21 protein-coding genes are annotated in these 25,516 nt (G+C 72.6%); 12 read left to right on the top strand and 9 right to left on the bottom strand.

The window, feature by feature from the left end:
- Positions 1-116: 116 nt before the first annotated feature.
- Positions 117-1,565, bottom strand: a complete 1,449-nt coding sequence (locus AYX06_RS14980; RefSeq protein ID WP_062736445.1) for a sugar porter family MFS transporter — start codon at positions 1,563-1,565, stop codon at positions 117-119.
- Positions 1,566-1,893: 328 nt separating this feature from the next.
- A complete protein-coding gene (locus tag AYX06_RS14985) occupies positions 1,894-2,637 on the bottom strand; it encodes a hypothetical protein (RefSeq protein ID WP_062736446.1) in 744 nt (247 codons plus the stop codon).
- A gap of 263 nt (positions 2,638-2,900) precedes the next feature.
- Between AYX06_RS14985 and sucC the strand changes: the two genes are divergently transcribed.
- Complete coding sequence (gene sucC, locus AYX06_RS14990) at positions 2,901-4,070, top strand: ADP-forming succinate--CoA ligase subunit beta (protein ID WP_062736447.1); 1,170 nt, start codon at positions 2,901-2,903, stop codon at positions 4,068-4,070.
- A 39-nt stretch (positions 4,071-4,109) separates the two neighbouring features.
- Positions 4,110-5,027: a succinate--CoA ligase subunit alpha gene (gene sucD, locus AYX06_RS14995; RefSeq protein WP_062736448.1), complete on the top strand. Its 918-nt coding sequence runs from the start codon at positions 4,110-4,112 to the stop codon at positions 5,025-5,027.
- Between the two features lie 94 nt (positions 5,028-5,121).
- Here sucD and AYX06_RS15000 read toward each other — a convergent pair whose 3' ends face one another.
- Positions 5,122-5,514, bottom strand: coding sequence for a tautomerase family protein (locus tag AYX06_RS15000; protein WP_062736449.1), 393 nt, complete (start codon positions 5,512-5,514; stop codon positions 5,122-5,124).
- A 433-nt stretch (positions 5,515-5,947) separates the two neighbouring features.
- Here AYX06_RS15000 and AYX06_RS15005 point away from each other — a divergent pair, with 433 nt between their 5' ends.
- The 7 genes from AYX06_RS15005 (at position 5,948) to AYX06_RS15035 (ending at position 14,378) form a co-directional block, all read left to right on the top strand.
- The gene (locus tag AYX06_RS15005) at positions 5,948-6,907 is read left to right on the top strand and encodes a sugar phosphate isomerase/epimerase family protein (RefSeq protein WP_062736450.1); all 960 of its coding nucleotides are present in this window, start codon (positions 5,948-5,950) and stop codon (positions 6,905-6,907) included.
- A 34-nt stretch (positions 6,908-6,941) separates the two neighbouring features.
- Positions 6,942-7,832, top strand: a complete 891-nt coding sequence (locus AYX06_RS15010) for a sugar phosphate isomerase/epimerase family protein (RefSeq protein WP_062736451.1) — start codon at positions 6,942-6,944, stop codon at positions 7,830-7,832.
- The gene (gene iolC, locus AYX06_RS15015) at positions 7,829-8,815 is read left to right on the top strand and encodes a 5-dehydro-2-deoxygluconokinase (protein ID WP_062736452.1); all 987 of its coding nucleotides are present in this window, start codon (positions 7,829-7,831) and stop codon (positions 8,813-8,815) included. The genes AYX06_RS15010 and iolC overlap by 4 nt, the downstream gene beginning before the upstream one ends.
- Entirely contained in the window at positions 8,812-9,750 is a 939-nt protein-coding gene (locus AYX06_RS19900; RefSeq protein WP_062736453.1) for a Cgl0159 family (beta/alpha)8-fold protein, read from the top strand. The genes iolC and AYX06_RS19900 overlap by 4 nt, the downstream gene beginning before the upstream one ends.
- A complete protein-coding gene (gene iolD / locus AYX06_RS15025) occupies positions 9,747-11,702 on the top strand; it encodes a 3D-(3,5/4)-trihydroxycyclohexane-1,2-dione acylhydrolase (decyclizing) (protein WP_062736454.1) in 1,956 nt (651 codons plus the stop codon). Before AYX06_RS19900 ends, iolD begins: the two co-directional genes overlap by 4 nt.
- A 12-nt stretch (positions 11,703-11,714) precedes the next feature.
- The gene (locus AYX06_RS15030; RefSeq protein ID WP_062736455.1) at positions 11,715-13,241 is read left to right on the top strand and encodes a CoA-acylating methylmalonate-semialdehyde dehydrogenase; all 1,527 of its coding nucleotides are present in this window, start codon (positions 11,715-11,717) and stop codon (positions 13,239-13,241) included.
- A 96-nt stretch (positions 13,242-13,337) separates the two neighbouring features.
- Complete coding sequence (locus AYX06_RS15035) at positions 13,338-14,378, top strand: Gfo/Idh/MocA family protein (RefSeq protein WP_062736456.1); 1,041 nt, start codon at positions 13,338-13,340, stop codon at positions 14,376-14,378.
- A 100-nt stretch (positions 14,379-14,478) separates the two neighbouring features.
- On the opposite strand, the gene AYX06_RS15040 is transcribed toward AYX06_RS15035, so the two are convergent.
- Positions 14,479-15,492 (bottom strand): LacI family DNA-binding transcriptional regulator, encoded by a 1,014-nt coding sequence (locus tag AYX06_RS15040; protein WP_084271652.1) that lies wholly within the window; start codon positions 15,490-15,492, stop codon positions 14,479-14,481.
- Positions 15,493-15,649: 157 nt separating this feature from the next.
- Between AYX06_RS15040 and AYX06_RS15045 the strand changes: the two genes are divergently transcribed.
- Together AYX06_RS15045 and AYX06_RS15050 are read left to right on the top strand one after the other, a co-directional pair.
- A complete protein-coding gene (locus AYX06_RS15045; protein ID WP_186815638.1) occupies positions 15,650-16,828 on the top strand; it encodes a Gfo/Idh/MocA family protein in 1,179 nt (392 codons plus the stop codon).
- Positions 16,825-17,853, top strand: a complete 1,029-nt coding sequence (locus tag AYX06_RS15050; RefSeq protein WP_062736457.1) for a sugar phosphate isomerase/epimerase family protein — start codon at positions 16,825-16,827, stop codon at positions 17,851-17,853. Before AYX06_RS15045 ends, AYX06_RS15050 begins: the two co-directional genes overlap by 4 nt.
- 151 nt (positions 17,854-18,004) lie before the next feature.
- Here the strand turns inward: AYX06_RS15050 and AYX06_RS15055 are convergent, their stop codons facing one another.
- From AYX06_RS15055 to AYX06_RS15065, 3 genes are all read right to left on the bottom strand, one after another.
- Entirely contained in the window at positions 18,005-19,369 is a 1,365-nt protein-coding gene (locus AYX06_RS15055; RefSeq protein WP_084271786.1) for an MFS transporter, read from the bottom strand.
- 113 nt (positions 19,370-19,482) lie between these two features.
- Positions 19,483-20,400 (bottom strand): 5-deoxy-glucuronate isomerase, encoded by a 918-nt coding sequence (iolB, locus tag AYX06_RS15060; RefSeq protein ID WP_062736458.1) that lies wholly within the window; start codon positions 20,398-20,400, stop codon positions 19,483-19,485.
- A 190-nt stretch (positions 20,401-20,590) separates the two neighbouring features.
- Positions 20,591-21,331 (bottom strand): GntR family transcriptional regulator, encoded by a 741-nt coding sequence (locus AYX06_RS15065; protein WP_062736459.1) that lies wholly within the window; start codon positions 21,329-21,331, stop codon positions 20,591-20,593.
- A 225-nt stretch (positions 21,332-21,556) separates the two neighbouring features.
- Between AYX06_RS15065 and AYX06_RS15070 the strand changes: the two genes are divergently transcribed.
- Positions 21,557-22,600 (top strand): Gfo/Idh/MocA family oxidoreductase, encoded by a 1,044-nt coding sequence (locus tag AYX06_RS15070; protein WP_062736460.1) that lies wholly within the window; start codon positions 21,557-21,559, stop codon positions 22,598-22,600.
- Between the two features lie 82 nt (positions 22,601-22,682).
- On the opposite strand, the gene purU is transcribed toward AYX06_RS15070, so the two are convergent.
- Positions 22,683-23,555, bottom strand: a complete 873-nt coding sequence (purU, locus tag AYX06_RS15075; RefSeq protein ID WP_062736461.1) for a formyltetrahydrofolate deformylase — start codon at positions 23,553-23,555, stop codon at positions 22,683-22,685.
- 641 nt (positions 23,556-24,196) lie between these two features.
- Positions 24,197-25,342 carry a VIT1/CCC1 transporter family protein gene (locus AYX06_RS15080; RefSeq protein ID WP_062736462.1) on the bottom strand — a complete coding sequence of 382 codons (1,146 nt, stop codon included), beginning with the start codon at positions 25,340-25,342 and terminating at the stop codon, positions 24,197-24,199.
- Positions 25,343-25,516 lie beyond the last annotated feature (174 nt).

Here is a 25,516-nt window from a genome sequence, read left to right on the forward strand (position 1 = left end):
GCGTGCGGACGCCCCGGAGGAACGGAAGAGCCCCCGGGTGCGGTGGGGCCCCTCGAGGGACCCCACCGCACCCGGGGGCTCGTCCACGCCACGAGGTCCTCGTGGCCGGCGGCCGCCTAGGAGGTCGGCGCCTTGACCGTGTAGATCGCGCCGGTCGTCACGTCCTCCTCCAGCGCCTCCAGCGTGCGTCCGCGGGTCTCGGGGACCTGGGTGTAGACGAACAGCAGCGCCAGCGCGCCGACCCCGGCGAAGAGGAAGAACGTCCCCGTGATCCCCACCGCGGCGACCAGGGAGGGGAAGTAGAGGGACAGGACGCCGTTGGCGACCCACAGCATGAAGACGGACACGCCGATCCCCACGCCGCGCATGTGCAGCGGGAACACCTCGGAGAGGTAGACCCACACGGCGACGTTGAGAAAGGTCTGCATGGAGCCGACGAAGGCCACCACCAGGGCCAGGATCACGAAGGGCCGCAGCGGGTTGCCCTCCTCCAGCAGCATCGAGGAGGCGCCGATCAGCAGGTGGCAGGTGGTGGTGAGGGTCAGGCCGATCATGAAGGTCTTGCGCCGGTCGAGCCGGTCCATGAGGTACAGGGCGATGAAGCCGCCGACCACGGCGATCACGCCGGGGGCGATGTTGGCGATCAGGGCCGCGTTCGCGCTGAAGCCCGACTCGATCAGCACGATCTGCCCGTAGTACATGATCGAGTTGATCCCGGTGAGCTGCTGGGCGATGCCCAGGCCGATGCCGACGAGCAGGATCCGGATCAGATTCTTGTTGGACAGGATGGCGGCCAGGCCGATCTGGTGCTCGGCGCGCTCCTCCTCCGCCACGTGCTCGACCTCGCCGAGCTCGGCGATCGCCCGCTCCTCGGAGCGCACGGTCTTGAGCACCTCGAGGGCCTCCCGGTGGCGGCCCTTCTCCACGAGCCACCGCGGGGACTCCGGCATCCGGAGCATGCCGATGAACAGGGCCACGGCCGGCAGCGCGGAGATCGCGAACATGACGCGCCAGACGCTCGGGGACTCGCTGAAGACGTTGCCGATGATCGCGTTGATCACGAACGCCGAGAGCTGGCCGATCACGATGGCCACCTCGTTGCGGCCCGCGATCGAGCCGCGGATCTCGTAGGGGGCCAGTTCCGCGAGGAAGACGGGCACCACGGCGGAGGCGCCGCCCACGGCGAGCCCGAGGCAGACGCGCCCGGCGACCAGCACCTCGTAGCTGGGCGTGAACACCACGATCATCGTCCCGACGAAGAACAGGACGGAGAGCAGGAGGATGGTCCGCCGGCGCCCCCAGGCGTCGGAGATGCGGCCTCCGGAGAGCGCGCCGACGGCGGCGGCGAAGACGAGCGAGCTGGTGACCACGCCCTCCGTGAACGGCGTCAGGCCGAGCTCCTCCGACATGGGACGCAGCGCACCGTTGATCACGCCGGTGTCGTAGCCGAAGAGCAGACCGCCGAAGCAGGCCACGATGGAGATGAGGCCGAGGCGCTTGCGATGTGGTCCGGAGGTCAGCGGAGGCAGCGCAGCCGCTGTCTCCCGTGGTGACGATGTGGCCATCGAAGGTTCCTTTGTTCGTGCGCAACCGGTGCGCTCTGCACAGTGGTGATCTCGCCGGGTCGACGCGTCCCTCACGGAGTGACGCACGTCTCACTGGTTCGGATGTCATTATGTTAGGACATATGCACGAGTCAGGAAACCCTCTCCGGGAAATTCCTGTGATCGGCGCAACATGTCGCCGCCGCCCCAGTCGTCCCCGCGGGCGCCGGGCGCGCCGGCGGCACGGCGTGCGGGGACGGCGGGCGCACCGGCGGAGACGGCCTCCGGCCGCACCACCCGGGACGGGGTGGCGGGCCCGGCGGTGGCGCCGGTCCCGCGCCGGAGGGGTCTAGACGAACAGGAGGACCACGACCGCCGCGGGGCCCGTCCAGCGCAGCGACCGGCCGGTGAGGTTGTGCACCATCCCCAGCAGCGTGCAGCAGACCAGCGCCGTGGCCGCGGAGGCCCACCCGCCCAGGACCAGGCCGGGCAGGGCGAGCAGGACCCCCAGGACCAGCCCGCCCACCGGGGCCGCCTGCGTCCAGCGACCGGGGCGGCGCAGCTCCACCGCCCGCTGCACGCACGTCAGCACGAGGGCCAGCAGCAGGGACCGGCCCACGTGGTAGGCCGCGAAGCCGACCATGCCCAGCCAGGCGCCCCCGCCGTAGTCGGCGTAGAGGTCGAGGTAGAGCTGGACCGGCTGGAGCCGCCACTGGCCCACGAGGAAGACCGGCAGGATCACCCCGAGCAGGACCGCCAGCACGAACAGCACCAGCGCGGTGGTGGTCCGCCGGTGGTCGAGGGCGGGGGAGGGCGCGGGGGGCTGCGGAGCGGCGGGGTCCGCCGCCCGGTGGCGCAGCCACGCCACGAGCCCGCGCTGGATCCCGAGCCAGACGGCGCCCAGGCACAGCCAGGCGAAGACCTGCCAGCCCAGGGGGTACACGTCGGGGATCTCCCCGGTGAGGGTGAGCACCGTGCCGTCGACCACGGCCTCCAGGCCGAGGGCCACGAAGGCGAAGGTCGCGATGGAGACGAGGAAGCCGGGGTCGGCGGGGGCGAACGCCCGGTTCTCGGGGGTGTCGACGGAGCTCATGGGGCCAGTCAATCAAGAAACGCCCGGGAACTCGTGCGCGGGCCCGGTTGTGGCCGCCGATTCAGCATGGACTACAGTCTCGTACAGGGAGTGCCCCGGCACGTCCCGCGCCCGGGAACGGCTCCGCGGAACGGTCCGGACGCATGCCTCAGGCCTCGGCCCGGGGATGTGCGGCGCTCCGTTCACCATCAGGTCGGAGGACGACCCGCCTACTGCCCGGGCCGTCGCCGATCCACGACTTCGACGAAGAAGGGCATTCACCCGTGGACCTGTTCGAATACCAGGCACGCGACCTGTTCGAGAAGCACGGCGTCCCCGTGCTCCAGGGCATCGTCGCGACCACCCCGGAAGAAGCAAAGGCCGCCGCCGAGAAGATCGGCGGCGTCACCGTCGTGAAGGCCCAGGTCAAGGTGGGAGGGCGCGGCAAGGCCGGTGGCGTGAAGGTCGCCAAGACCGCCGACGAGGCCTACGAGTACGCCCAGCAGATCCTCGGCATGGACATCAAGGGCCACACGGTCCACCGGGTGATGATCGCCCAGGGCGCCGACATCGCCGAGGAGTACTACTTCTCGATCCTGCTGGACCGCGCCAACCGCTCCTACCTGGCCATGTGCTCCGTCGAGGGCGGTGTGGAGATCGAGCAGCTCGCCGTGGAGCGGCCCGAGGCCCTCGCCCGCGTCGAGGTCGTCCCCACCGAGGGGATCACCGAGGCCAAGGCCCGCGAGATCGTGGCGCAGGCGAAGTTCGACGAGGAGACCGCCGCCAAGGTCGTGCCGGTCCTGGTCAAGCTGTGGGACGTCTTCAAGAAGGAGGACGCCACCCTGGTGGAGGTCAACCCGCTGGTCAAGACCGGCGACGGGCAGGTCATCGCCCTGGACGGCAAGGTCACCCTGGACGAGAACGCCGAGTTCCGGCAGGCCGACCACGCCGAGCTCGTCGACAAGTCCAGCGCCGACCCCCTCGAGGAGAAGGCCAAGGAGCACGACCTCAACTACGTCAAGCTCGACGGCGAGGTCGGGATCATCGGCAACGGCGCGGGCCTGGTCATGTCCACCCTGGACGTCGTCGCCTACGCCGGGGAGAAGCACGGCGACGTCAAGCCGGCCAACTTCCTGGACATCGGCGGCGGCGCCTCGGCCGAGGTCATGGCCGCGGGCCTGGACGTCATCCTCAACGACCCGCAGGTCAAGTCCGTGTTCGTCAACGTCTTCGGCGGGATCACCGCCTGCGACGCCGTGGCCAACGGCATCGTGAAGGCCCTGGAGATCCTCGGCGACGAGGAGGACAAGCCGCTCGTGGTCCGCCTGGACGGCAACAACGTCGAGGAGGGCCGACGCATCCTCGCCGCCGCCAACCACCCGCTGGTCACCCTCGCCGAGACGATGGACGAGGGCGCGGACAAGGCCGCCGAGCTCGCCCACGCCGCCAACTGATCCGCCGACCGGACGAACACTTCTAAGGAACGAACAGCAATGTCTATCTTTTTGAACAAGGACTCCAAGGTCATCGTTCAGGGCATCACCGGCGGCGAGGGCACCAAGCACACCGGCCGGATGCTCGCCGCGGGGACCCAGGTCATGGGCGGCGTCAACGCCCGCAAGGCCGGCACCACCGTGGCCCACCAGGACAAGGACGGCAACGACGTCGAGCTGCCGGTCTTCGGCACCGTCGCCGAGGCCGTCGAGAAGACCGGCGCGGACGTGTCGATCGTCTTCGTGCCGCCGGCCTTCACCAAGGACGCCGTGATCGAGGCCATCGACGCCGAGGTCCCGCTCGTCGTGGTCATCACCGAGGGCATCCCGGTGCAGGACTCCGCGGAGTTCTGGGCCTACGCGAAGTCGAAGACCGACGCGAACGGCAAGCAGACCACCCGGATCATCGGCCCGAACTGCCCCGGCATCATCACCCCGGGCGAGTCGCTGGTGGGGATCACCCCGGCGAACATCACCGGCAAGGGCAAGATCGGCCTGGTCTCCAAGTCCGGCACCCTGACCTACCAGATGATGTACGAGCTGCGGGACATCGGGTTCACCACCGCCATCGGCATCGGCGGCGACCCGATCATCGGGACCACCCACATCGACGCCCTCGAGGCGTTCGAGGCGGACCCCGAGACCGAGGCCATCGTGATGATCGGCGAGATCGGCGGCGACGCCGAGGAGCGTGCCGCGGACTTCATCAAGGCCAACGTGACCAAGCCGGTCGTCGGCTACGTCGCGGGCTTCACGGCCCCCGAGGGCAAGACCATGGGTCACGCCGGGGCGATCGTCTCGGGCTCCTCGGGCACCGCCCAGGCCAAGAAGGAGGCTCTCGAGGCGGCAGGCGTGAAGGTCGGCAAGACGCCGTCCGAGACCGCCCAGCTCATGCGGGAGATCTTCGAGGGCAAGTGACCCGGCGGGCCCCGGCCCGTCGACCGGCACACGGGAAGGCCCCGTCCACGATGTTCGTGGACGGGGCCTTCCCGTGTGCGCGGGCCCGCGCGGCTCAGAGCTCTCCGGTGAGGAACTGGGCGACGCCCCGGCCGAAGGACCAGTCCTCGCGGGTGTTCTCGGTGACGGAGACGATCAGGTCCTGCGGGTCCAGGCCGGTCCGCTGCTCGAGGCGGTCGGCCAGGGCCCGGTACATGGCCTGCTTCTGGGCCTCGCTGCGGCCCTGCTGGACGACCTGGACCACCACGAGGTCGTCGGTGCGGGCGAGGCCCAGGCCCGTGTCCTCGGCGATGATCTGCCCGGGCCGGTGCTCGGTGACGATCTGGTAGCGGTCCCGGGGCGGGGCGGCGAAGGTGTCGAGCATGACGTCCTGGACGACGTCGGCCAGAGCGCGGAGCTGCTCGGGGGTGCGGCGGTTCTCGGTGACGTCGATGCGCACGAGGGGCACGGCAGGGCCTTTCGGTCGGATGCTGCGGAAGGGCTCGGGGGCAGGATGGTCCCGGGCCGGACGGGGCGGTGGTCGGGTCGCCGCGCCGCTCCCGGCGGCGACGGCCCGGCCCCGGACGTGCCGTGGGCCCGGCTCCGTGCGGTCGGGGCTGTTCCACCATCACCCCGCCCGACCCGTTATGTCAAGACATACTTACATGCGTGTGCACCGGTCGGCGCGGACCGGCGGCGGCCCCGGTGCCGGCGCACCGCTGCGGGGCTCGGCGGTGCTGGTGCGGCACCGTGCGCGGAGGCCGCGGGACGCATAAGACGGTATGTCTTTACAAACTGACCTGGGTCGGTATTCTGGTTGTGATCCCGACCACTGATCGCCCCGTCGCCCGGACGACGGACCGTGGCGGTGACCAGGTACCAGAACCAGGAAGCAGGTCATCATGGCGCAGCAGAACGCGACCACCGCGACCGCCGGCGCGGCGGCACAGCAGCAGAACCCCGTGCTCATCGGCACGGCCCCGGACTCGTGGGGCGTGTGGTTCCCCGACGACCCGCAGCAGACCCCGTGGGAGCGCTTCCTCGACGAGGTGGCCGAGGCGGGGTACTCCTGGATCGAGCTGGGGCCCTACGGCTACCTGCCCACCGATCCCGCCCGGCTCGCCGACGAGCTCGCCCAGCGGAACCTGCAGGTCTCGGCGGGCACCGTCTTCACCGCCTTCCACCGCGGCGCCGACCAGTGGCAGGAGGCCTGGGAGCCCGCCCGGAAGGTCGCCGAGCTGACGGCCGCCATGGGCGGTGAGCACATCGCGGTCATCCCCGCCATGTGGCGCGACGACGTCACGGGCGAGGCGCTCGAGAACGAGCAGCTGAGCACCGAGCAGTGGAACGCCCTGTGCGAGGGCCACGACCGGCTGGGCAAGGTGCTGCGCGAGGACTTCGGTCTCCAGCAGCAGTTCCACTCCCACGCGGACTCCCACGTGTGCGGCCAGCCCGACATCGAGACGTTCCTGCAGCGCACCGATCCCGAGCTCGTGACCCTGTGCCTGGACACCGGCCACGCCGAGTACGGCGGGGCGTCCTCGGTGGACCTGATCCGCAAGTACCCCGAGCGGATCGGCTACCTGCACCTGAAGCAGATCGACCCCGTGGTCCTCGAGCGCGTGCGCCGGGAGAACATGACCTGGGCCGCCGCCAACCTCGCCGGCGTCATGGTGGAGCCCCCCGCCGGCCTGCCGGACCTCGCCGCGGTGACCGCGGAGGTCGAGAAGCTCGACCGGCCGATCTTCGGCATCGTCGAGCAGGACATGTACCCCGTCTCCTCCTTCGACGTCCCGCTGCCCATCGCCACCCGCACCCGCTCCTACCTGCTGGGCTGCGGCTCGCGCACGAGCGTCCGCTGACCCGCCCCGGCACCACAGACCTGGAGAACCGTCCATGAAGATCGCTCTCGACCCCACCCCGTTCCACCACTCCCACTCGCTGCTCGAGTTCCCCGCGCTCGCGGCCGAGCTCGGCTACGAGTACCTGCAGCTGACCCCGCACGCGGACTTCCTGCCCTTCTTCAACCACCCCAAGGCCGACGACCAGCTCGTCGCGGACCTGCGCCGGGCCTGCCGCGACGCCGGCGTGCAGATCGCCTCGGTGCTGCCGGTGCTGCGCTGGTCCTCCCCGGACCCGGACGCCCGGGAGGCCGCGGTGCGCTACTGGAAGCGCGCCATCCGGATGACCGTGGACCTCGGCGTGACCCAGATGAACACCGAGTTCCAGGGCCGGCCCGAGCTCGCCGAGGAGTCCGAGCGTGCGTTCTACCGCTCCGTGGAGGAGCTGCTGCCCATGATCGAGCGGGAGGGCGTGCACGTCGCGATCGACCCGCACCCCGACGACTTCGTCGAGCAGGGTCTCGCCGCCTGGCGCGTCATCCGCGGCGTGAACTCCCCGCACCTCGGCTTCGTCTACGTGGCGCCGCACACCTTCCACATGGAGGACGCCCCGCTCGAGATCATGGCCGCCGTGGGGGACCGGCTGCGGGTGGTGCACGTCGGCGACACCATGGACCACCACCGCTCCCACGGGCTGCGCTACATCACCAACCCGCCGGGCAGCGCGGCCCGGGTGCACCAGCACCTGAAGATCGGGGACGGCGACGTCGACTGGGACGAGTTCTTCGGCGGGCTCGCGGCCAACGGTTTCCTCGACCGCGAGGACACCGTGATGGTCTCCTCGGTCTTCGCCGAGAACGAGAACGCCGTGGAGGTCTCCCGGTACCAGCTGGAACAGATGCGCGAGCGCGCCGCCGCGGCGCAGAAGGTGGAGGTGAAGGCGTGAGCTACGACGTCGTGACCCTGGGGCGCATCAGCGTCGACATCTACCCCGACGACGTCGGGGTCGGCCTCGAGGACGTGACCACGTTCCGCAAGTACCTCGGCGGCTCCCCGTCCAACGTGGCCGTGGCCGCGGCCCGCCACGGCGAGTCCGCCGCGGTGATCACCCGCACCGGCGACGACCCGTTCGGCACCTACCTGCACCGCGAGCTGACCCGCTACGGCGTGGACGACCGGTTCGTCACGGCCGTGCCGGGACTGCAGACCCCCGCCACGTTCTGCGCGATCCGCCCGCCGGAGGACTTCCCGCTGTACTTCTACGGCCGGTTCCCCACGGCCCCGGACCTGCAGATCCGCCCCGAGGAGATCGACGCCGAGGCCGTGCGCGAGGCGCGCATCCTGTGGTCCACGGTCACCGGGCTGTGCCAGGAGCCCAGCCGCTCCGCCCACGTCGCCGCGCACGAGGCCCGCCCCCGGGAGCAGCTGCGCGCGGACCAGCACACGATCCTCGACCTCGACTACCGCCCGATGTTCTGGACCTCCGAGGAGGAGGCCCGGTCGCAGGTGCACGAGCTGCTGCAGCACGTGACCATCGCCATCGGCAACGACAAGGAGTGCGCCGTGGCCGTCGGGGAGGGCACCCCCGACGAGCAGGCCGACCGGCTGCTCGCGGCCGGCGTGCGCATCGCCGTGGTCAAGCTCGGCCCGGAGGGCGTGATGGCCAAGACCCGCGACGAGCGCGTGGTCTCCGCCCCGGTGCCGGTCGAGACCGTCAACGGCCTCGGCGCCGGGGACTCCTTCGGCGGCGCCTTCTGCCACGGCATCAACCAGGGCTGGCCGCTCGAGCAGGTGCTCGACTACGCCAACGCCTCCGGCGCCATCGTCGCGTCGAGGATCTCCTGCTCGGACGCCATGCCCACCCCCGACGAGGTATTCCAGCTGCTGCGCGAGCGCGGCCGCGCCGTTCCCGAAGGAGCCACCCGATGACGACCACGTCCCCCGCCGAGCTCGACACGGCCGATCCGCGCCGCTACGAGCACCTCTCCCGGATCCGGCTCGAGGACCCCCGGGCCGTCCAGCGCGCCGCCGACTCCCGGCGCCGCCACCCCGGTCCCGTGCACGGGCGGCAGAACTTCGTGGTCGCCGCCGACCACGCCGCCCGCGGCGCCCTCAGGGTGCGCGGCGAGCACGACGCCATGGCCGACCGGCGCAGCCTGCTCGACCGGCTGCAGATCGCCCTGGCGAACCCCCAGGTGGACGGCGTCCTCGCCTCCCCGGACGTGCTCGACGACCTGCTGCTGCTCGGGGCCCTCGACGGCAAGCTCGTCTTCGGCTCCATGAACCGCGGCGGCCTGCCGGGCCTGGTCAACGAGATCGACGACCGCTTCACCGGGCACACCGCCGAGGCGCTGAACAAGGTCGGCGCCGACGGCGGCAAGATGCTCACCCGCATCTGCTTCGAGGACCCGCACACCACCTCCGTCCTGGAGAACACCGCCAAGGCCGTCGACTCCCTGGCCGCCCTGGGCCTCATCGCGATGGTCGAGCCGTTCATCTCCCGGATCACCGACCGCGGGATCGTCAACGACCTCTCCGCCGACGCCGTGATCCGGTCCGTGGCCATCGCCCAGGGGCTCGGCGGCACGTCGGCGCACACCTGGATGAAGCTGCCCGTGGTGGAGGAGATGGAGCGGGTCATGGCGGCCACCACCCTGCCCACCGTCCTGCTGGGCGGGGACCCGAGCGGGCGGCCGGACGAGGTCTTCGCGACCTGGGAGGCCGCGCTGGCCCTGCCCGGCGTCCAGGGCCTCACCGTCGGGCGCACCCTGCTGTACCCGGAGGACGGCGACGTCGCCGGCGCCGTCGCCACCGCAGCCTCCCTGCTGAAGGGCCACCCCGTCGAGGAAGGAGCCGCCCGATGAGCACCCGCACCCTCTCCGTCTCCCAGGCGCTCGTCGCGTTCCTGGCCAACCAGTGGACCGTGGACCGGATCGGCGCCGAGGAGTACCGGCAGCGCACGATCCCGGGCATGTTCGGCATCTTCGGGCACGGCAACGTGGCCGGCGTGGGCCAGGCGCTCAAGCAGTTCCAGGCCGAGGACCCCACGGTCATGCCCTACTACCAGGGCCGCAACGAGCAGGCCCAGGTGCACCAGGCCGTCGGCTACGCCCGGCACACCCGCCGCCGGGCCACCTTCGCGGTGAGCACCTCGATCGGGCCCGGGGCCACGAACATGGTCACCGGCGCCGCGCTGGCCACCACCAACCGGCTGCCGGCGCTGCTGTTCCCCTCGGACCAGTTCGCCACCCGCACCCCGGACCCCGTGCTGCAGCAGCTGGAGCGCCCCGACGCGGGCGACATCACGGTCAACGACGTGTTCCGCCCGGTCTCCCGCTTCTTCGACCGCGTGGTGCGGCCCGAGCAGCTCTTCTCGGCGCTGCTGTCCGGCATGCGCGTGCTCACGGACCCGGCCGAGACCGGTGCGGTGACGATCGCGCTGCCGCAGGACGTGCAGGCGGAGGCCCTCGAGGTGCCCGAGGAGTTCCTCGCCCCCCGGGAGTGGCGGATCCGCCGCCCCGCCCCGGAGGAGGAGGACGTCCGTGCCGCCGTCGCGGCGATCCGCGCGGCCGAGCGGCCGGTCGTCATCGCCGGCGGCGGGGTGCACTACGCCTTCGCCACCGAGGCGCTGCGGGAGTTCGCCGAGGCCACCGGCATCCCCGTCGCCTACACCCAGGCCGGCGTGGGCGTGCTGGACTGGGACCACCCGCTGTGCCTGGGCGCCGTGGGCTCGACCGGCTCCACCGCCTCCAACGCGGTGGTCGCCGAGGCCGACCTCGTGATCGGCGTCGGCACCCGCTACGAGGACTTCACCACCGCCTCCCGCACCGCCTTCCAGCACCCGGACGTGCGCTTCGTCAACGTCAACGTCGCGGCCTTCGACGCCTACAAGCAGGGCAGCTCCGTGCCGATCGTCGCCGACGCCCGCAAGACCCTCGTCGAGCTGACCAGGGCGCTCGGCGGGTACCGGGTCGGCGGGGACCTGGCGGCGACCGTCGAGCGGGAGAAGCAGCGCTGGGACGCCACCGTGGACGCCGCCTTCGGCGAGCGGCACCTGCCGCTGCCCAGCCAGAACGAGATCATCGGAGCCGTCAACGAGGCCATGGACGACCGCGACGTCGTGGTGTGCGCCGCGGGCTCGCTGCCCGGGGACCTGCACAAGATGTGGCGGGTCAAGGACCCGTACGGCTACCACGTGGAGTACGCGTTCTCCTGCATGGGCTACGAGATCGCCGGCGGGCTCGGCGTCAAGCGGGCCGCGGTCGCCGAGGCCGAGCGGGCCGGGGCGCCGCAGGACGCCCGCGACGTCGTCGTCATGGTCGGCGACGGCTCCTACCTGATGATGCACACCGAGCTCGTCACGGCCGTGGCCGAGGGCCTCAACCTCGTGGTCGTGCTGATCCAGAACCACGGCTACGCCTCGATCGGCGCCCTGTCCGAGCAGCTGGGCTCCCAGCGCTTCGGCACGAAGTACCGCTACCTCGACGGCGAGCGGCACAGCTTCGACGAGGGCGCCACGCTGCCGATCGACCTCGCCACCAACGCCGAGTCCCTCGGCGTGCGGGTGCTGCGGGTCGAGTGCGGCGACGGCGTGATCGAGCGGCTGAAGGCGGCCGTCGAGCAGGCCAAGGCGGTGCCCGAGGGCTCCGGCCCGGTGCTCGTGCACGTCGAGTCGGACCCGCTGATCGACGCGCCCAGCTCCGAGTCCTGGTGGGACGTGCCCGTCACGGGCACCGCCACCCTCGCATCCACCCACGAGGCCTACGAGGTCTACCAGCAGCACAAGGCCCGGCAGCGCCCGCTGCTCGGCAACTGAAGGAGGAACCCCATGACACAGCAGACCCAGCAGCAGATCAAGCACGTCGAGCACTTCATCAACGGGGAGCGCACCCCCGGCACCGGGGACCGCACCCAGGAGATCTACAACCCCGCCACCGGTGAGGTGTCCGGCATCCTGCACCTGACCACCGACGAGGACCTCCAGGCCACGGTGGCCGCGGCCCGGAAGGCCGCCGACACGTGGGGCGACGTCTCCCTGGCCAAGCGCACCGCGGTGCTGTTCAAGTTCCGCGAGCTGGTGGCCTCCCACACCGACGAGCTGGCCGCCCTGATCACCGCCGAGCACGGCAAGGTCCTCTCCGACGCCAAGGGCGAGGTGGGCCGCGGCCTGGAGGTCGTCGAGTTCGCCTGCGGGATCGCCGAGCAGCTCAAGGGGGAGTTCTCCGACCAGTTCTCCACCGGCATCGACGTCTACTCCTTCCGTCAGCCCCTGGGCGTGGTCGCCGGCATCACCCCGTTCAACTTCCCCGTCATGGTGCCGCTGTGGATGGCCCCGGTGGCCATCGCCACCGGCAACGCGTTCATCCTCAAGCCCTCCGAGCGGGACCCGTCCCCGTCCCTGCTGATCGCGGAGCTGTGGCAGCGGGCCGGGCTGCCGGACGGTGTCTTCCAGGTCCTGCACGGCGGCAAGGAGGCCGTGGACGGGCTGCTGACCCACCCCGACGTCGACGGCATCTCCTTCGTCGGCTCCACCCCGATCGCGAAGTACGTGCACGAGACCGCCACCAAGCACGGCAAGCGGGTGCAGGCGCTGGGCGGGGCGAAGAACCACGCCATCGTCCTGCCCGACGCCGACATGGACTCCGCGGCCGACAACCTCACGGCGGCGGCCTTCGGCTCCGCCGGGGAGCGCTGCATGGCCGTCTCGGTGGCGGTGGCCGTGGGGGAGGCCGCAGACCTGCTCGTGGACAAGCTCGCCGCCCGCGCCCAGGACATCACCGTGGGCAACGGCATGGACTCCTCCTCCGACATGGGCCCGGTCATCACCCCGGCCTCCCGCGACCGGGTGGTGCGGATCGTGACCGCCGCCGAGGAGGCCGGCGCGGCCGTGGTCGTGGACGGGCGCGACCTCGTCGTCCAGGACCACGAGAACGGCTTCTTCGTGGGCCCGACCGTCCTCGACAAGGTCCGCCAGGACATGGAGGCCTACGAGGAGGAGATCTTCGGCCCCGTGCTGGTCGTGCTGCGCGTGGACAGCCTCGACGAGGGCATCGAGATCATCAACGCCAACCCCTACGGCAACGGCACCGCGATCTTCACGTCCTCCGGGGCCTACGCCCGCCAGTTCAAGCGGCGGGTGACCGTGGGCATGATCGGGGTCAACGTCCCGATCCCGGTGCCCGTGGCCTGGCACTCCTTCGGCGGCTGGAAGGCCTCCCTGTTCGGCGACCACCACATCTACGGTCCCGACGGCGTGCGCTTCTACACCCGCGGCAAGGCCGTCACCGAGCGCTGGCCCGAGCCGCACCACGCCTCCGGGGCGTCCTTCGCGTTCCCGTCCTCCGGGGACCACTGACCCGCACCCCGTTCCCGCGCTCCCGCCGGCCCCGCACCGGCGGGGGCGCGGTCCCGAACCACCCGTGCCCCACCGGGCAGATGAAGGAGACCGACCATGAACACCCCGCTGCGCGTCGCCGTCGTCGGCGCAGGACGCATGGGCGCCGACCACATCGAGCGCCTCCACCGACGGATCAACGGCGCCGAGGTCGCCGCCGTCGTCGACATCGACAAGCCCCGCGCCGAGGCGGCCGTGGCCCACATCCCCGGCGCCGTGGCCTACACGGACCTGCAGGAGGTCCTGGACCGGGGCGCCGTCGACGCCGTCCTGATCGCGACCCCCGGCTTCCTGCACGAGCAGGTGCTGCTGCCCGTCATCGAGCACGGCCTGCCCACCCTGTGCGAGAAGCCGCTCACCCCCGACGCCGAGTCCTCCTGGCGCGTGGTCCAGGCGGAGGTCGCCGCGGGCCGGCAGCTGGTCCAGGTCGGCTTCATGCGCCGCTTCGACGCCGGCTACCTGAGCCTGCGCCGGATGATCGAGGAGAAGACCTACGGCGAGCTGCTGACCCTGCACCACCAGCACCGCAACCCCACCACCCCGGCCGGGTTCACCAACGAGATGATCATCAACGACTCGGTGGTCCACGAGTTCGACGCCGTGCGGTTCTTCACCGGCGAGGAGATCACCTCCGTGCAGGTCCGGATCGGGCGCTCCACCCGCAACGCGCCCGCGGGCCAGCGGGACCCGCAGCTGGTGCTCCTGGAGACCGAGTCCGGGATCCTGGCCCAGGTGGAGGTCTACGTCAACGCCCAGTTCGGCTACCAGGTCGCCACGCAGGCGTCCTTCGAGACCGGCATCGTCGGCATCGGCGGCGACCAGGAGCCCTACGTGCGCACCGCCGGCACCTGGGGCGGGTCCGTGACCCCCGGCTTCGAGGAGCGCTTCGTGGAGGCCTACGACCGCGAGATCCAGGCCTGGGTCGACGCGGCCGCCCGCGGTGGGATCGGCGGGCCCTCGGCCTGGGACGGCTACGCCACGGCCGCCTGCTGCGAGGCCGGTGTCCGGGCGCAGGCGAGCGGGGAGATCGTCCCCGTGCAGCTCCAGCCCAAGCCGGAGCTCTACGGCGCCGGCGTGCCGGCCGGCGCCACCCGCTGACGACCGGCGCCACGGTGCCGGGGGCCGCCCGGCGGCCCCCGGCACGGCAGGACCCCCCGCGCGCGGGGGCGGGTCCTGCCGTGCTCTCCTGCGGGCCCCGTCAGGCCCCGGGGCGGGGCGGGGCCGTGGAGCCCCGGACGACCAGCTCGGGGCTCAGGAGGGAACACCCCGCAGGACCCCCGTTCCCGGCGATCCGCGCCATGAGCCGTTCGGCGGCCATCGCCCCGATCCGGGCGTTGCGGCTGTCGACCGTGGTCAGCTCCAGGAGATGGGTGGAGGCGATGGGGGAGTCGTCGTAACCGATCACGGAGAGGTCCTGCGGCACGCGCAGTCCGCGCTCGCGGGCCGCCGCCAGCGCGCCCATGGCCATGGTGTCGTTCGCGGCGAAGACCGCGGTGGTCTCCGGTGCCTCGTCCAGGAGCCGCGCCGCGGCCACGTAGCCGTCCTCCTCGGTGGTCGCCCCGGTCCCGGGAACGGTCCGCGGCGCCGGACCGGCCGCGGACATCGCCTCCGCGAAGCCCTCCGCCCGCAGGCGGGCCGCTCCGCCGCCGCCGGTGAGGTGGCCGATCCCGCGGTGGCCGAGCCCGAGCAGGTGCTCCGTCGCCCTGCGGGCCCCCAGCCGGTCGTCGTTCGCGACGACGTCGGCGCCGGGGACCACGGCCTGCCGGTGTCCCGCGACGACGACGGGCAGGCCCTCCGGGACGCGCATGGCCGCGCTCGGCTCGGTGGCGATGACCAGCCCGTCGACGCGCATCGACAGGAAGCCGTCCAGCGGGCTCGCCTCCACGTGGGCGTTGAGCGTGTGGTCGGCGACGGCGATCCGGAGCCCGTGCTCCGCCAGGCCCTCCTGCAGTCCGCGCAGCAGCTCCACGAACCACAGGTTGCGGTAGTCGTCGATCAGCACGCCGATCGTGCGCGTGGTGGCCCCGGCCAGCGCGGAGGCCGCCTGGCTGGGCCGGTAGTCCAGCCGCGCCATGGCCTCGAGCACCGCCGTGCGCCGGGCCTCCGACACGCTGGAAGAGCCGCGCAGCACCAGGGAGACCAGCGACTTCGAGACGCCGGCCGCCTGGGCGACGTCGTAGATGGTCGGGGCGCGGTGCGGGCGGGAGCTCATGGCCCCATTATCCGCCAGGGATTGTCCTGACATATGTCTTGACCCTGGGACAGGGCCACCTCTACGCTTCTTTGGAGCGCTCCAAAACCGGGTCCGGCTCCGGCCGCCCCTGCTCCGCAGCGCCACCCGTGTCCGTTCGACCCGTCAGGAGAGACCAGTGCCCGACAGCATCGGCGTCGCCGTCATCGGTGCCGGCATGGCCGGCCAGGCCCACGCGGCCGCCTACCGCGTGGCCCCCACGCTCTACGACCCCGTCCTGCCCCCGCTGCGCTATGTGGCCATCGGCGACGTCAACGAGCAGCTCGGCGGCCACGTGGCCCGCCGCTACGGCTACGAGAGCGCCGTCGGCTCCTGGGAGGCGGTCGCCGAGGACCCTGCCGTCGACGTGGTCAGCGTCGTGGTCGCCAACCGCTTCCACCGCCAGGTCGTCGAAGGACTGCTGGCGGCCGGCAAGCACGTGCTGTGCGAGAAGCCCCTCAGCGACACCCTCGACGACGCCCGCGCCATGGCCCGGGCCGCCGAGCAGGCGGACACGGTCGCCCGGATCGGCTTCACCTACCGCCGCAACCCCGGCATCGCGGCCATCCGCGACCTGATCCGGGACGGCACCCTGGGCAAGGTCCTGCACTTCAGCGGCCGCTACTGGACCGACTACGGGTGCAGCCCGAAGGCTCCCATGAGCTGGCGCTACCAGGGCGGTCCCGGCACCGGCGCCCTGGCCGACATCGGGAGCCACCTCTCCTACGTCGCGGAGTTCCTCTGCGGGGACATCCGCTCCGTGGCCGGCGGCCGGCTGGCCACCGCGATCCCCGAGCGGCCGCTGCCGCTGGGCGCCGTGACCGGACACCACCTGGTGGAGGTCGGCGAGGACTACGAGGCGGTGGAGAACGACGACTACGCCGCCTTCTCCGCCGAGTTCGCCCAGGGCGCCGGAAGCCTGGAAGTCTCCCGGGTGGCGGCCGGGCACCCCAACACGCTGACGTTCGAGGTGTTCTGCGAGAAGGGCGCGGCCCGGTTCGACCAGCTCCGGCCGGCCGAGATCGAGCTGTTCCTGCACGAGGGCCCCGAGGCCACCAACGGCTACCGCACCGTCAACCTCGGCCCCGGCCACGCCTATCTGAGCGCCGGCCTGGCCATGGACGCCCCGGGGGTCGGCTTCGGGCAGAACGACGCCTTCGGATACCAGGCCCGCGCCTTCCTGGAGGAGGTCGCCGGTCTCGACGTGTCCGATTCGCTGCCGCGCAACGCCTCCTTCGCCGACGGCGTGCACAACATGGAGATCCTGGAGGCCGCCGTGGAGTCGGCCGCCCACCACGGGAAGAAGGTCGTCCTGTGAAGCTCGGCGTCTACAGTGCGATCCTTCACGACCGCCCCCTGCCCGAGGCCCTGAAGGTCGTCGCGGACCTCGGCCTGACGGGCATCGAGATCAACACCGGCGGGTTCCTGCCGGCTGTGCACGTCCCGGACATGGACGAGATCCTCGTCAGCGACGCCGCCCGCGACGACTACCTGGCGATCTTCGAGGGAACCGGGGTCTCGATCGCCGGGCTGAACTGCAACGGCAATCCGCTGCACCCCAAGCCCGAGATCGGCGACAGGCACGCCGAGGACGTCCGACGTTCCATCCGGCTGGCCGCGCGGCTGGGCCAGGACCGCGTGGTCACCATGTCCGGGCTGCCTGGCGGCGAGCCCGGGGCCACGGTGCCGAACTGGGTCGTCAACGCCTGGAACTCCGGGGCCCTCGACGTGCTGGACCACCAGTGGGCCATCGTCGCCGACTTCTGGCGGGAGACCGACCGGATGGCCGCCGACCACGGCGTCAAGGTGGCCCTGGAGCTGCACCCGCAGAACGTCGTGTTCAACACCGCCGACGTCCGCCGGCTGATCGAGCTGACCGGCGCCACCCACGTGGGGGTGGAGCTCGACGCCTCGCACCTGTTCTGGCAGCAGATGGACCCGGTCGCGGTGGTGCGCGAGCTCGGCCCCCTGGTGTTCCACGCCGCGGCCAAGGACGTGCGGATCAACCCCGGCAACGCCGCGCTCCACGGCGTGCTGGACAACAGCTTCCGCCGGCTCTCCCCCGAGGAGGACCGCACGAACCTCGGCGGCGACGAGTGGGTCAACGAGTGGCCGAAGAACTCCGCGTGGGACTTCGTGGCCCTGGGGCGTGGCCACGACACCGCGTACTGGGCGCAGTTCCTCACCGCCCTGTACGAGGTCGATCCGGACATGGCCGTCAACATCGAGCACGAGGACGTCTCCCTCGGCCGGATCGAGGGTCTGGAGGTCGCCGCCGGCGTCCTGCGGGAGGCCGCCCGGGTGGCGGGCGTGCTGGGCCGACCCGGTCCTGTCCACGGCTGAGCGCCCTGTGGCAGAGCACACCGTGGCAGGGCCCCTCCGTGGTGGAGGGGTCCTGCCACGTCCGGGACGGCTGGGGACGACGAGGGGGAGGGGCGTCCCGGACTGACGCCGCCGATGCCGCGGCGGGCGGATGCGCACCGGCTCGCCAGCCTCACCCCGCGCGCCGGGACGCCGCCGTCCGGGGGAGCCGCCCGGCGACGTGCGCGGCGGTCCCGGGCGGGAGCCGCAGCGCACCGAGCAGGGGCGCCAGGAGCAGGACCGCCATGACGGCGAAAGCGACCCGGTGGGGGAACAGGTCGCCGGCCGAGGGCAGGGCCGGTGCCGCGCTCGCGGCCAGCTGCAGGACCAGCGCGCCCACGGCGATGCCCAGGCCGGTGGCCAGCTGCGCGCCGGTGGCGGACAGGGTGTTGGCCGAGGAGAGCCGGCCCGGCTCCACGTCGGCGAACTGCAGGGAGTTGTAGGCGGTGAAGCCGACCGAGCGCAGCGCCCCGCTGAGCAGCAGCAGAGCGGTCACGAGCCACAGGGGCGTCGCGGGGGCGAGGAGCAGGAACGCCGCGAGGCAGGCGGCACCACCGGCCACGGAGCCGAGGAGGACGGGGCGGAACCCGAACCGGCGCAGCAGCGGCGTGGTGGCCGGCTTGATGCCCACGTTGCCGAGGAAGACCGCGGTGACCAGCAGCCCCGACTCCACGGGCGAGCGGCCGAAGCCGTCCTGGAACAGCAGCGGCAGCAGGAACGGGACCGAGCTGACGACCGCGCGGTAGACCAGACCCCCCGAGTTCGCCGCCCGGTAGCCGGCGATCCGGTAGACGCGCAGGTCCAGCAGGGGGTGCGCGCTGCGCAGCAGCCACCGGACGGCCGCGACCCCGCTGAGCGCGGCCGCGCACAGCAGCCCGGCCCCGGCCGGGGCCCACCCCGGGTCCGCGACGAGCTGCAGACCGGCCACCAGCCCGAACACGGTGACCGTGGTCCACAGCAGGCCGGGCGCGTCCAGGGGCCGCCGCTCGGTCTCCACGTCCCGCACGAGCCGCAGCGCCGCCACCAGGGCCACCGCCCCCACCGGGACGTTGACCAGGAAGATCCAGTGCCAGCTCGCCCAGGAGGTCAGCAGCCCGCCCAGGAGCGGTGCCAGCACGGGCGCGAGCAGCGCCGGCCACGTGATCCAGGCGATCGCCCGCAGCAGGTCCCGCCGGTCCGTGGCCCGCAGCACCAGGAGCTGTCCGACCGGGACCATCAGGGCCCCGCCCAGGCCCTGCAGGGCCCGTCCGGCCACGAGGGCCGGCAGGCTGGTGCTGGCCGCGCACAGGACGGAGGCCAGGGTGAAGACGGCGATGGAGGCGCAGAACACCCGCCGGGCCCCGAAGCGGCCGGCCAGCCACCCGCCCACGGGGATGAAGGTGGCCACCGTGACGAGGTAGACGGTCATCGCGAGGCCGATCTCGGCGCTGCCCACGCCGAGATCGGCGGCGATGCGCGGAGCCGCCGTCACGAGGATCGTGCCGTCGAGGTGCTCCATGAACAGCACCCCCGCCACGAGCAGCGCGAGCCGGCGGCTCCACGGCCGGGCGGGCTCCGCGTCTCCCCGGCCCCTCCGGGGCCGCTCGCCCGGAGGCGGCGGCGCGGACGTGCTCAGCGCCCGAAGGGGAGGCGCGGGTCGATCGCCGCCTCGTCCCAGGTCCGGCGGATCCAGCCGTGGTGCGGGTCGTCGCTGATCAGCCACTCGCGCACCCGGCCGGGACCGGCCATGACGTTGAGGTAGTACATGTCGTAGCCGGGGGTCGCCATGGCCGGGCCGTGCCAGCCGTAGGGCACCAGGACCACGTCGCCCGAGCGCACCTCCGCGGCCACGTCGATGGGCCGGTCGTCGGAGGCGTAGACCCGCTGGTAGCCCATGGGGTCCGGACCGCCGTCCTCCGGGGCGGGCATGCCGACGGCGAGCTGCGTCTCGAAGTAGTAGATCTCCTCGAGGGCCGTCTCCCCGTCCTTCTCCTCGTCGTGCTTGTGCGGGGGATAGGAGGACCAGTTGCCCGCCGGGGTGAGCACCTCGCACACGATGAACCGGTCGGCCTCCAGCGCCGCGGGCGTGCCGAAGTTGTGCACCTGCCGGGAGCAGTTGCCCGCCCCGCGCAGCTCCACCGGGATCTCCGCACGGGCCACCAGCCGGGTCGGGTACTCCTCGCGCGCGGGGGCGGAGGCCACGGCCACCCGGCCGCCGGTCGCGGTGGACACGGTCAGGTCCCGGCGGATCCCGGTGTAGAGGACATCGGTGGGGCCCGCGAAGACGGACGGGCGCCCGGCGAGGTCGTAGGTCTCACCGCCGGTCTCGGCGGTGAAGCTGCCGGCCAGGGGCACCACGATGCGCTCCTCCTCGGCGGCGTCCAGGGTGATCCGGTCGCCCGGGCCGAGATCGGCCACGCGCAGGCCCGTGTGGGCCCAGCCGGGGACCTCGGTGGCGGAGTCGTGGCCGCCGAGGGAGACGAACCAGCCGTCCTGGGCGGCGGAGTCCTTGGGGTGGACCCATTCGGGGCGGGAGCTGTCGGTGCGCATGCGGTCGGTGTCCTCCGGTGTCGTCGGGCGGTGCTGGTCGGGCGGTGCTGGTCGGGCGGTGTTGATCGGGTGGTGCTGGTCGGTCGGTGCCGGTCGGGCCGTGCTCGGGGAGGAGCGGGCGTGGCCGAGCTCGTGGAGGAGCCGCGGGCCGGGGCGGCAGGATGCGGGGCGTGCGAGGCCCGGGCGGGGCCTAGCGCTGGACGAGGGTCAGCTCGAAGGTGTACTTGTCCGCCCGGTACACGTGCCGGCCGGTCTCCACGGGGCGGCCCAGATCGTCCATGGCGGTGCGGTGCATGCTGACCAGCGCGGCACCGGGGTCGACGCGCAGCTGCTCCGCCTGGAACGCGTCGGCCGAGACGGCGCCCACCCGCTGGTGGGCCAGCTGGAAGTTGACGCCCTGGCCGCGCATGAGGGAGTAGAGCCCCTCCTCGGCCAGCCGCTCCCGGCTGAGCTCGCACAGCGCGCGCGGGATCCAGTTCTCCATGAGCGCGAGCGGTTCCCCGTCCGTGCAGCGCAGCCGCACGAGGTGGTAGACCTCGTCCCCGGGCTGCAGGCCCAGCAGCAGGGCCACCTCCTCGTCGGCGGGCACCACGGCGAAGTCCAGCACGTCGGTGCTGGGCGCGCTGCCGCTGCGCCGGAGATCCTCGTGCAGGCTCGTCAGCTCGAGGGAACGGCGCACCTGGGTGCCCACCACCTGGGTGCCCACCCCGCGCTTGCGCACCAGCAGCCCGGCGCGCACCAGCTGGTCCATCGCCTTGCGCATGGTGGGGCGGGAGAGGTTCAGGCTGTTCGCCAGGTCGATCTCGTTGTCGAGCTTCGTCCCGGGCGGGAGCTCTCCGCTGCGGATCGCGTCCTCGAGCCCCTGCGCCACCTGATGGTAGAGCGGGACGGGGGAGGACTTGTCGACCGTGAGACGGAGTGGGCCGGACATGGTGTGCCTCCAGGGGTGGGCCGGGCGGGGACGGATGGCGCTGCTGTCCATTGTCCCCGGGGAGATGAGAATATGTCCATACATTTTATTGACATCTGTGACTGGTGTCACGGAGGCTGGACGGCGGAGCCTCGGGGCCGCGCTGACCGGCCCGGCCCGCTGCCCCTCCTCCCGATCCACCGCCCGGTCCCGCAGCCGGTCCTCGGCCCTGCACGAAGGAGCACCATGGAGCAGATCACCCTCGGTCTCGTCGGCGTCGGCCGCATCGGCGTCATGCACGCCGAGAACCTCGCCGCCCTCAACCGGGAGCTGAACCCGCGGGGGATCGACGTCCGGCTGGTGCTGACCGACGTCGCCGCCGCGCACGCCCGGTCGGTGGCCGAGCGGCTGGGGGCCCGGTTCCTGCCCTCCGCGGCGGAGATGCTGGCGTCCGGGGTGGACGGGCTGGTCGTGGCCACCGGGACGGCGACCCACCCTGGGCTGATCCGGGCGGGCGTGGACGCGGACGTGCCGGTGTTCTGCGAGAAGCCCGTGGCCCTGGACGTGGCGGACTCACTGCCCGTGCTCGAGCACGTCCGGGCGGCGGGCGGGACCGTGCAGATCGGCCACCAGCGCCGCTTCGACGCGGGCTATCTGCGCGCCCGGGAGGCCCTCGCGGCCGGCGAGCTGGGCTGGATCCACTCCCTGCGCGCCGTCACCTGCGACATGACCCCGCCCCCGGTGGAGTTCCTCGCCGCGTCGGGCGGGCTGTTCCGCGACTGCTCCGTGCACGACTTCGACATCCTGCGCTGGCTGACCGGCCACGAGATCGTGGAGGTCTACGCGAAGGGCTCCAACAACGGCGATCCCGCCATCGGGGCCGTCGGGGACGTGGACACGGCGCTCGCCGTGGTGACCTTCGACGACGGCACCGTGGGCACGGTCTCGGCCGGCCGCTACAACGGGGCGGGCCACGACGTGCGCCTGGAGATCCAGGGCTCCCGGGCCTCGCTGACCGTGGGCCTGGACGACCGGGCCGCGGTGCGCTCGGCCGAACCGGGCGTGACCTTCCCGGCCGGCGCCCCGCACCGGACCTTCGCGGAGCGCTTCGCCCCGGCCTACCGGGCGGAGATGGTCGCCTTCGTGGAGCTCGTCCTGGGCCGCCGGCCCAACCCGTGCCCCCCGGAGGACGCCGTGGCCGCCGCGCGGGTGGCCGACGCCGCCCAGGAGTCGCTGCGCACCGGCGTCCCGGTGCGGGTGGCCGCCGACCCGGTGCGCAGCGCCGGCTAGCACCGCCGGGCCGCCGCGGCGGCCCGCCGGACGGTGCCGCGGCCGGTGGGGTGCCGGTCCGGCCGCGGCGCCGTCCGCGCGGTCAGACCAGGACGATGGTGCGGTTGCCGGAGAGCACCACGCGGCCCTCGGCGTGCCACTTCACGGCCCGCGAGAGGGCCTGCATCTCGGCGTCGCGGCCGACCGCCACCAGGTCCGCGGGCGTGTGGGCGTGGTCCACGGGGATGACGCGCTGGGCGATGATCGGGCCCTCGTCCAGGTCGGGGGTCACGTAGTGGGCCGTGGCGCCCACCATCTTCACGCCGCGCGCGTAGGCCTGGTGATAGGGCTTGGCGCCCTTGAACGAGGGCAGGAACGAGTGGTGGATGTTGATGCACCGGCCCGACAGCTCGCGGGTCAGCTCGTCCGAGAGGACCTGCATGTAGCGGGCCAGCACCACCAGCTCGACGTCGTAGCGCTCGACCAGCCCGAGCAGCTTCGCCTCCGCCAGCGGCTTCGTCTCCGCGGTGACGGGCACGTGGTGGAACGGGACGTCGTGCCACTCGACGAGGCTCTTGTGGTCGAGGTGGTTGGAGACCACGGCCACGATCTCGATGGGCAGCTCGCCGATCCGGGTGCGGTGCAGCAGGTCGGTGAGGCAGTGGGAGAACCGGGAGACCATCACGAGCACCCGCGTCCTGCGCTGCGCCGAGACCAGGCGGAACCGCATGTCGTGCTGCTCGGCCACCGGGGCGAAGCCGTCCGTCAGGGATTCCACGGTGGCCGTCCCGGCCTCGCTGACCGTGTGGCAGCGGATGAAGAACTCGTCGGTGAAGCGGTCGGAGAAGTGCTTGACGTCGAAGATGTCGCAGCCCTGCTGCGTCAGGTTCGACGTGATGGCGCTGACGAGCCCGTGGGCCTCGGGGCAGTGGACGGTCAGGACGTGTTCGACGGTCCCCGGGACCTGGTCGGGCATGGCAGAGCTCCTCGGCGCTGGGCAGGTGGTGGGCCGCACAGCACGGCGTCGGCCGGTGCGGCCCTACGATCCTAGCCCGCGCGGCCGGAGGCGCGGGACGGCGCAGCGGGCTCGGTGCCGAGCCGGCGCGGTGTAGACCGATGGCCGCGGGAACGGGCGGTAGGAGTCCGCCCGGCGCGGGGAGAGATGCGCCTCGCTTCGGAGGACCCGCGGCCATCGGCAGGCGTTGCACGCCTCAACAGAGGAGAGCCGTGGGCTGAGCGGCTTTCAGAGCGCGGGCGCCGCAGACGGTGCACCCCCCAGTGCGTCCGAATCGGTCGTGCCCGCGCAATTTCCCCCATTGCTGTGGTTCTCACCACGATCGCAACTTTATCCGACCCGGCGCCGTGTCGGCACCCGCTGTCCCCAGGAAATCTCCAGGGAGCCGCGCCGAGGCCCCGCTGCCGGGCGGCGACGGGTCCGCTGCCCGCGCTCCCGGCCGGGCGCTCCCGCGGGAATTCGCGTCTGACCAGCATCTCCGGGCGCGGGGTCCGGCGCGGGCACCGCGGCACTCGCGCCGCGCTGTCCGCTCAAGTGGGGACAGCCAGGGGTGGCCCTCCGGGCGGACGCGTGGCGTCCCAGGCCCCGTCACGAGCCGCGTCTCAGGCCACGGTCGTGTTGAAGAGCAGGCCCAGGACGTAGGTGGCCAGGGCGGCCCCGTAGCCGATGGCCAGCTGGCGGAGACCCCGCTTCCAGGGGGAGGCCCCGGAGAGCAGACCGACCAGCCCGCCGGTCACCAGCAGGGCGAGGCCGACCAGCACGAGCGCGACGGCCATCGCCGGAAACCCCGTCAGGCCCACGAGGTAGGGCAGGATCGGGATGACGGCTCCCGAGGCGAAGAAGCAGAAGCTGGACGCCGCGGCTCCCAGGTCGGTGCCCAGGGCCACGTGCTCCCGCTGCTCGGGCTGGTCCTCGGCCGGGTCCTGGAAGGAGCGGGACGGGTCGCAGTCGCACTCGTAGAAGCCCAGGCGCTCCGCCGCCCGGTGCTCGGCGGCCTCCTCGCTCATGCCCCGGGCGCGGTAGATGAGCACCAGCTCGTTGGCGTCCAGGTCCAGGTTCGGGGCGACGTGCAGGGTCACCTGGGTGGGCTGGGAGGCGTCGAGCAGCTCCCGCTGGGAACGCACGGAGACGAACTCCCCGGCCCCCATGGACAGCGCCCCCGCGAGCAGGCCGGCGATCCCGGCGAAGAGCACCATCGCGGGGGACGTGCCGGTGGCGCCCACGCCCATGACCAGCGCGAGGTTGGAGACGAGGCCGTCGTTGGCGCCGAACACCGCCGCCCGGAAGTTGCCGGAGAGCTTGTGCCGGCCCTCGGTGGCCAGCGCCCGGACGATCTCCTCGTGCACCGCCTCGTCGGCGGCCATGGCGTCGGAGGCGTCCTGCTCCCCGTCGTAGGGCGAGCGGCTCTCGGCGCGCTGGAGCAGGGCCAGGACGAAGACGGAGCCGAAGTGGGAGGCGAGGAAGATCAGCAGCCGGGAGTACAGGGACGGGCGGGCGTCGGTGGCGGCGTGCGGGCCGAGCAGGCGCACCCAGTGCTCGGCGTGGCGCTGCTCGGCCTCCGCGACCTGGTGCAGGATCTCCGCCTCCCGGCCGGTGCTGCGGGCGGCCAGCAGGTGGTAGATGCGGGCCTCGGCCCGTTCCTCCGCGAGGTACTTGCGCCAGCGCCGGATCTGGCCGCGCTCCGGCGGGCCCGGACGGGGAGGACGCTCCCCGGGAGCGGGGGAGGGGGCTGTCTGTTCGGGGCTCATGGGGCCTTCCTCGGGCCCGTCGCGGCGCACGGCGCGCGGGGCCCGACCGGGGGCGGGGGTGGTCCGGAAGGTCTCGTTCGCCCGCCGGTGCGGGTGGGCTGCCGGGACTCCTCGTCGAGACCGGGATGGCGACAGACCGACGGGTGCGCGGCACCCGGGAACTACTCCCCTTCG

The sequence above is a fragment of the Kocuria turfanensis genome (genome assembly GCF_001580365.1).
GTDB classification, from domain to species: domain Bacteria; phylum Actinomycetota; class Actinomycetes; order Actinomycetales; family Micrococcaceae; genus Kocuria; species Kocuria turfanensis.